This is a genomic window from Clostridium sp., assembly GCF_030532265.1.
Taxonomy (GTDB): Bacteria; Bacillota; Clostridia; order Clostridiales; family Clostridiaceae; genus Clostridium.
The window spans coordinates 40677-48688 of the sequence record NZ_JAUNLM010000012.1 but is presented as its reverse complement, the minus strand read 5'-3'; the positions used below and the strand labels follow the sequence as shown (position 1 = coordinate 48688).

Sequence of the window (8012 nt, the reverse complement as noted above, 5' to 3'; positions counted from 1 at the left end):
ATAAAGATAAAATTAAAGAATCAGATATTGATAAAATTAAAACTAATCAAGATGAAGATAAGGATATTATATTAAATACAAATAATAATATACCAGATATTTCGGCTGATGTTCCTGTATATTTTAAGTTTAAAGTTAGTGCTTTAGACAATAATGTAAAAAATGTTGTTGTTACAGATAAGGATAATAATATGGGAATAAATTACGAATATAAAATAGGGGATATGAATAAGGATTCAAATATAATAATAAAAGATGAAAAAAATTTAAGATTTGAAAATAACTCTACTAAATATTCTGATTTAAATAAAGAATTTTATAACACTGTTAAGGTTAGCGGAACATATTTTAATAAACAGCTTATAACAAGTGACAGTAATTCTTTAAAAATAAAAACTAATTTTAAACCTAATATATCAGTAGAGAAAAAGGTAGTTCAAATAAATAATAACACATTAACAGATTTTGATAAAAATAAATATAAATTAGTTGCTGGAGATAAAGTTAAATTTGATATAGTAGTAGCAAATAATTCTGATAAATCAATTAGTGGATTATCATTAAAAGATATTTTAACTTGTAATGGTGAAAAAGATAAAGTTGATTGGAAGTTTAATTCTGGTAAAGTGTATATAAATCCAAATAATTTTACCTTGCAAAAATATGATAAAAATAACTTAAATAATAAAGTTACATTTTCTACTATTTGGAATATTACTAATATTAACGAAAGTGAGGCAAGTAATATTGCATATGTAGAAATAAATGGGTATGATAAACAAATTAAATCAAATAAAGTTGATTTAAATATAAAAGGAAAGACTGGAACTATAAATATAGTAAAAAGAATAAAAGGTTATGAAGATTTAAATAATAATGATAAAAATAATGTAGATAAACAATTATTTGTAATAAATTTAATAGATAATACAGATAATAAAAATGTTCAATCAGTAGCAATAAAAAATGGACAAATAGCAAAATTTGAAGGACTTAAGTACGGACATAAATACACTATAAAAGAAAGTGTTCCTATGAATTACAAATTAGATTCAATTTCAAATAATAAAAGTATAAATTATAGTCAGTTTGAAATGGAACAAAATGCTGATAATTCTACGTTCACAATTACTAATTCATACTCAGATAATGGATGGTTTGAATGGTATGAAAATGTAGAAAATGAATTACGCACAGCAATTAATTTTAATTAAGCCCATAAAGCAATATTTATATACTAAGGTATTTACTTCAATTAAATTGAGTAAATACCTTATTTTTTATGAAAACTTTTATAGTATTTTATATATAAACTTAAGTTAATAACTTTAATAATATGTAAAATAAATAATAATATATATTAAAAGCAAGAATACATTAGATATTAGAACATTAAATATATATTTTTTTATTTAAACTAACTTTAATAAGAAAAATAAACAAATAAAAGATAATATTAACTAAAGGATATTTTACCTCATTTATAATAGATGTTAATATTAAGACAAGATTTGGACAAGATGTTGAGAGGGATGATAATTATGAGTCAAAAAAGATATGATGAAGTTGTCATTGAAAAAGAAAAAACAAAAACAAATGAATTAAGAAAAGAACAAGAAAAAATGGCTAACAAAATAAAAGAAAAAGAATTACATAAATAAGACTACACCAATAAAATAAAAGAACATATTGTTTGATTAAGTAAATCTTAATTAAGCAATATGCTCTTTCTTTTTATGTGAAGAAATTTAATTTTATACTGTCATTATTTTTAAAGTATTATCTTTAAATGATGAATCTCTATTAGAAGTAAGTACTATAATAGTATCCAATCTATTTGCAATTTTATTTTTTAATACAAAATTTCTACAATCATCTAAAAATTTATTATCGCTTATAAAATCATTATATACAAAAGGTGTTACACCGTATTGCAATAATAAACTTCTAGCAACCTCCTTATTAGGTGTTATTGCAATTATATTAGCTTTAGGTCTGTATTTTGATATAGATTTAATCATTTTACCATCTAAAGTATTTATTAATATAGCTTTAGTTGGAAAGTTATTAGCCATATTGACTATAGAAGAATACATTATATCATCATATCCTAAGGTTTTATTTATACATTCTTCTAATATTTTATTTTTAATTTCTAATTTGTTTTCTCCATCTTTTAATAATTTGCATAATGTATCTAATACTTCAATTGGATTATTACCTATAGATGTTGATCTTGTAAGCATAACTCCATCAGCATTATCAGATATTATTATGAATATATCGCTTATTTCAGAACGATTAGGTTTATTAAATGTAATCATTGAACTTAATATTTGATTAGCAACTATAGATATTTTATTATTTTTAATACATTTATTTATTATATTTTTTTGAATTGCTGGTATTTCTTCGTATTTAATAGTTATACCCATTTCATTTCTACAAATAATAACTCCATCACAAAAACTTAGTATATCATCAATATTGTTGATACAATCAATATTTTCAACATTACATAATAATTGAGTCATTGAGCTTTTTCTATATTCTAATATTTTATCAAAATATAGTAATATATCATTTTTAGTTCTTACAGAAGATACAGAAATAAAATCAGCACCAATATTACAAGCAAATTCAATATCTTTTTCCATTAAAGTTGTAATTAGAGGTTTTTGTTCTTTTATTTTAGAGCAATTTAATTGTTTATTTGCAGATATAAATCCTGGAACTATAACCTTGCATTTAATTTCACGTCCTTGAATTTCAATAACTTCAAATTGAATAAGACCATTATCTATAAATAGTTTATCAGAAGGGGATAAAATTTTATGTAGATATGAGTTTGATATGGAGCACCTAGTATCATCTCCAATAATTTCACTACCACATAAGAAAGAAAAATTTTGACCTTTCTTTAGAGCAAAGCCACTATTTATAAAAGAGTTAGTTCTAATTTTATTGTCTTTAATATTTATAAGAATTGCTGTAATTGTATTTAATTCTTCGTCAACTTCCCTTAAAAGCTTAACAGCAAGTTTTGCTTCATCATATGAATAATGCAATAAGTTTATTCTTGCTACGTTCATACCATGATTAATTAATGTCTTTAAGCTTTCTTTATTAAAATTAGATTTGTTTAAAGTAGCTATTACTTTTGTTTTTTGCATTATATCACCTCAAATAATAAATTTGTAAATTGTTATAATAAGATTATACATATTTAAATATAAAAAAGGGGTTAAATTTATTTAATTATTTAAATGTTTACAAATTTTGTCTTACGAAAATGTAAGTTAAATGAAATATAAATAAATATGAGATTATATGTAAAGAAGTTAATATATACACATAAGATAATTTCAAGGAGGGCATACTGATGAAAAATATATTAGAAGTTAAAAATATAGAAAAATATTATGGAAATAAAGATAACGTTACAAAAGCATTAGATGGAATAAGTTTTGATGTTACAGAAGGAGAATTTGTTGGAATAATGGGAGCATCAGGAAGTGGTAAAACAACACTATTAAATTGTATTTCAACAATAGATACAGTAACTACAGGTAAAATACTTTTAGATGGGGAAGATGAAACAAGATTAAAAGGAAAGAAATTGGAAGAATTCAGAAGAGATAAGCTAGGATTTATATTTCAAGATTATAATTTATTAGATACACTAACTGTTTATGAAAATATTGCGTTAGCCTTAACAATACAAGGCAGAAAACCTAAAGAAATAGATAATTTAGTTAAAGATGTATCAAAAAAATTAGGAATAGAGACACTTTTATCAAAATATCCATATCAAGTATCAGGAGGTCAAAAACAAAGAGTTGCATCAGCTAGGGCAATTGTTACTGATCCTACATTAATATTGGCTGATGAACCAACAGGAGCACTTGATTCAAAATCAGCAAGACAATTACTAGAAAGTTTTGAAAAGATAAATAAAGAATTAAAAGCAACAATACTTATGGTAACCCACGATCCATTCACAGCAAGTTATGCAGATAGAATTTTATTTATAAAGGATGGAAAAATATTCAATGAAGTAACAAAAGGAAATAATTCTAGAAAAGAATTCTTTGATAAAATAATTGAAGTTGTTACTCTTCTAGGGGGGGAAACTAATGTATTTTAAGTTAGCAATAAATAATGTAAAGAAAAGTTTTAAAGATTATACTATATATTTTCTAACATTAACATTTGCGGTATGTATATTTTATAGTTTTAATTCAATTGATGCCCAAAAAGACATGATGGGTATTAAAAAACAATATTTAGAGCTTATGTCAAATGGAATGTCATACATATCAATATTTGTATCAGTAATACTTGGTGGACTTATTATATATGCGAATAACTTTCTTATAAAAAGAAGAAAAAAAGAATTAGGTCTTTATATGTCTCTTGGAATGAGCAAAGGAAAAATGTCAAAACTTTTAGTTATAGAAGAACTGTTAATAGGTATAGGTTCATTAATTATTGGACTTATTGCAGGCATGTTAATATCACAGCTTTTAGCGATTATTACTTCAAAATTATTTGAAGTAAATATAATAAAATACCAATTTATAGTATCTGTAAATTCAATAATAAAAACAATAATATATTTTGGTGTTATATTTTTAATAGTTATGATATTTAATACATTTAATATTTCAAAATATAAACTTATTGATTTACTTAATGCTCATAAAAAGGGAGAAAAGAACAAAATTAAGAACCCTTTTATTGCAGGAATTCTTTTTATAATTTCAATAGTTATGATAGTATTTGCTTATAAATTAATACTTAAAATTGGATTAGATTTTACCAAACCTGAATTTAAAATATCAATACTTTTAGGAATAGTAGGAACAGTATTATTTTTCTATGGCTTAACAAGCTTTTTAATAGTTATAATTCAAAAAAATAAAAAAATATATTTAAAAAAATTAAATATATTTACTTTAAGACAAATGAATAGCAAGATAAACACAAATTTTATATCAATGGCAGTTATTTGTTTAATGTTATTTTTAACTATTAGTATATTATCAACAGGTGTAGGTTTTAAGAAACAAAATATTGATAATATTGCTAAATATGATGCTTCAGTTACTGCATATTTTGATAAAAATAAAAAAGATTCAATTAAAAATATATTAGATAAAACTAAGTTTAAAATTATAAGTGGAGATAAGTATGCTTACATAAACCTTTATGATACAAAAGTAAGTTTTAATAGTCTATTGGGAGAATATGCGAATGGAAATATAAAAGAAACCATTGAGAATGGGCATATGGGAAATATAAAGGCTATTCCATTATCAGAGTTTAATGAATTAAGGGCATTAAATGGAGAAAAACCTTTAAAGTTAGATGAAAATAAGTTTTTAATACAATCTAATATGGAACAAATGAGACCTACAATAGAAAACTTTATAAAAAAATCAAGTGAAATACAAATAGAAAATAAGAAATATACATTAGAAGATAATAAATTAATAGAAAATCCTATATCTACTCAATCAGCGGCAGAAGTTCTATTTAATATTATAGTTCCAGATAGTGTTGTAAATGGATTAGAAATTAATCAATCTTTCTTAGATATACAATATGGAAATGATAAAGATAAATCGCAACAATATTATACTGAATTCTTTAAAAATAATAATGATTTTAATGGTACTTTTTTACGACTAACAACTAAGATAGAAACATTAGAAGTTATGAATGCTTCAACTGCATTAATACTATATATTGCATTATATTTGGGAATAATTTTCTTAATATCAAGTGCAGCAGTGCTTGCTCTTCAACAATTATCAGAAGCTAGTGATAGTGCTGAAAGATATAATTCATTAAGAAGAATTGGAGCACCAGAAAAAATGATAAACAAAACAATATTTATTCAAACATTATCATATTTTATGCTTCCATTAGCACTTGCTATAGTTCATTCAGTAGTTGCTATAAAGGTTACTAATTCATTTATAGCATTATATGGAAAGCCAAGTATAATATCATCTTCGTTATTAACTATGGTATTTATAATAATAGTATATAGTGGATATTTTATTGCGACATATTTTGGTTATAAAAATATAGTTAAAAAGATTTAATTAAATAAAAATAGGGCTACTGTAGTAGCTCTATTTTTATAAGTTCAAATATTTTATTGAACATTATGTAAATTGACTTAGAATAATATATAATACTATTTAAAATAAAGTATATTTTATAAATATGTTTAAATGAAGGGATAGGAGGTTTTTTATGTTTAATATTGGGATAATAGAAGATACAGAAATTATAAGAGAAGAACTTGGGAAGCTTCTTTCAAAGTATGGATATAAAACTACATTAATTATTGATTTTGAAAATGTAATAGAAGATGTTTTAAAAACTAATTTAGATTTAATATTATTAGATATAAATTTACCTTATTATGATGGATATCATATATGTAGAGAAATTAGAAAAAAATCATCTGTTCCAATAATAATAGTAACAAGTAGGGATAGTGATATGGATGAAATTATGAGTATGAATTTGGGTGCTGATGATTTTATAACAAAGCCTTATAACACTCAAATACTTTTAGCAAGAATAGAAGCAATTCTTAGAAGGGTAAATGGAGTAAAAAATGATTCCAATATACTTACATATAAAAATTTAAAATTAGACTTATCAAAAGGAATAATTATTCTAGAAGATGGTAATACATTAGAACTTACAAAAAATGAAATAAAGATATTATCATATTTAATGGAGAGAAAAGGTGAAATTGTAAGTAGAGATGATTTAATGGAATATTTATGGAATTCTGATTATTATGTAGACGATAATACATTATCAGTTAATGTAACTAGAATAAGAAAAAAACTTCAAGAAGTAGGAGTTAAAGATATAATAGAAACTAGGAGAGGGCTTGGGTATATAATGCCATGAGTTTATTAAGTTATTTAAAAGATAAAAGTATATTTTTAATAATAAATTTAGGATTATTTATATTAATGTCTATATTAATGAATTTTTTAAAATTTGGAAATGGAATAATATTTGTTATATTTTGTATATGGTTTATGCCTTTATTTATTTATATAATATTTCAATTTTTAAGAGAAAAAAGATTTTATAGTGAAATAATAGAATTAAGCAATGAATTAGATCAAAAATATTTGTTAGCTGAAATAATAAATAAGCCTGAGTTTTTAGAAGGACAAATAGTTTATAATGCATTAAAAGAAGCTAATAAAGATATGCATGAGCATATAAATGTTTATAAAAATATGCAAAATGAATATAGAGAATATATAGAAATGTGGGTTCATGAAATAAAAACACCAATTGCATCAACAAATCTTATTATAGAAAATAATAAAAATGAAGTAACAAAAAATATTTCAGGTGAACTTAAAAAAATAGATAATATGATAGAACAAGTTTTGTATTATTCAAAAAGTGATGAAGCTAATAGAGATTATATAGTAAAGCAATTTTCATTAAAAGAAGCTGTAATGTATTGTGTTAAAAAGAATTCAAGAGATTTTATAAGTAAGAAAATTAAACTAAATATTGGGGAAATAGAAGCAAATATATTTAGTGATATAAAGTGGATTGAATTCATAATAAATCAAATATTAGGAAATTCATTAAAATACACTCTAAGTGGAGGAGAAATTTCTATAAAATGCAATAAAGAAAAAAATAAAATAATTTTAAATATTGAAGATAGTGGAGTTGGAATTGAAAAATCTGAATTAAATAAAGTTTTTATAAAGGGATTTACAGGAGAAAACGGTAGAATATTTGGTAAGTCAACAGGTATAGGATTATATTTATGTAAGAAGCTTTGTGATAAATTAGGACTTGGAATAGCACTAATGTCTGATAAGGGAAAAGGAACAAAGGTTAGTATAATTTTTCCAGTAGGAAATACCTATATATAAAATTTATAAATATTTTAGCAAAAGTGATTAATATTAAATTTAAAATGAAATAATACTTATATATATAAA

General features: G+C 22.7%; 6 protein-coding genes. 5 read left to right on the top strand and 1 reads right to left on the bottom strand.

From position 1 onward, the window contains the following. On the top strand, positions 1-1214 hold a 1214-nt coding region (locus tag Q4E08_RS04720; protein ID WP_303128971.1), incomplete at its 5' end, for a hypothetical protein. Between the two features lie 540 nt (positions 1215-1754). On the opposite strand, the gene pyk is transcribed toward Q4E08_RS04720, so the two are convergent. Then, positions 1755-3173, bottom strand: a complete 1419-nt coding sequence (gene pyk / locus Q4E08_RS04715; RefSeq protein ID WP_303128970.1) for a pyruvate kinase — start codon at positions 3171-3173, stop codon at positions 1755-1757. 209 nt (positions 3174-3382) lie between these two features. Here pyk and Q4E08_RS04710 point away from each other — a divergent pair, with 209 nt between their 5' ends. The 4 genes from Q4E08_RS04710 (at position 3383) to Q4E08_RS04695 (ending at position 7943) form a co-directional block, all read left to right on the top strand. Next, positions 3383-4147 carry an ABC transporter ATP-binding protein gene (locus Q4E08_RS04710; protein ID WP_303128969.1) on the top strand — a complete coding sequence of 255 codons (765 nt, stop codon included), beginning with the start codon at positions 3383-3385 and terminating at the stop codon, positions 4145-4147. Then, entirely contained in the window at positions 4137-6113 is a 1977-nt protein-coding gene (locus Q4E08_RS04705) for an FtsX-like permease family protein (RefSeq protein WP_303128967.1), read from the top strand. Before Q4E08_RS04710 ends, Q4E08_RS04705 begins: the two co-directional genes overlap by 11 nt. Positions 6114-6267: 154 nt before the next feature. Then, positions 6268-6942 carry a response regulator transcription factor gene (locus Q4E08_RS04700; RefSeq protein WP_303128966.1) on the top strand — a complete coding sequence of 225 codons (675 nt, stop codon included), beginning with the start codon at positions 6268-6270 and terminating at the stop codon, positions 6940-6942. Further along, complete coding sequence (locus tag Q4E08_RS04695; RefSeq protein ID WP_303128964.1) at positions 6939-7943, top strand: HAMP domain-containing sensor histidine kinase; 1005 nt, start codon at positions 6939-6941, stop codon at positions 7941-7943. Before Q4E08_RS04700 ends, Q4E08_RS04695 begins: the two co-directional genes overlap by 4 nt. The last annotated feature ends 69 nt before the right edge of the window (positions 7944-8012 follow it).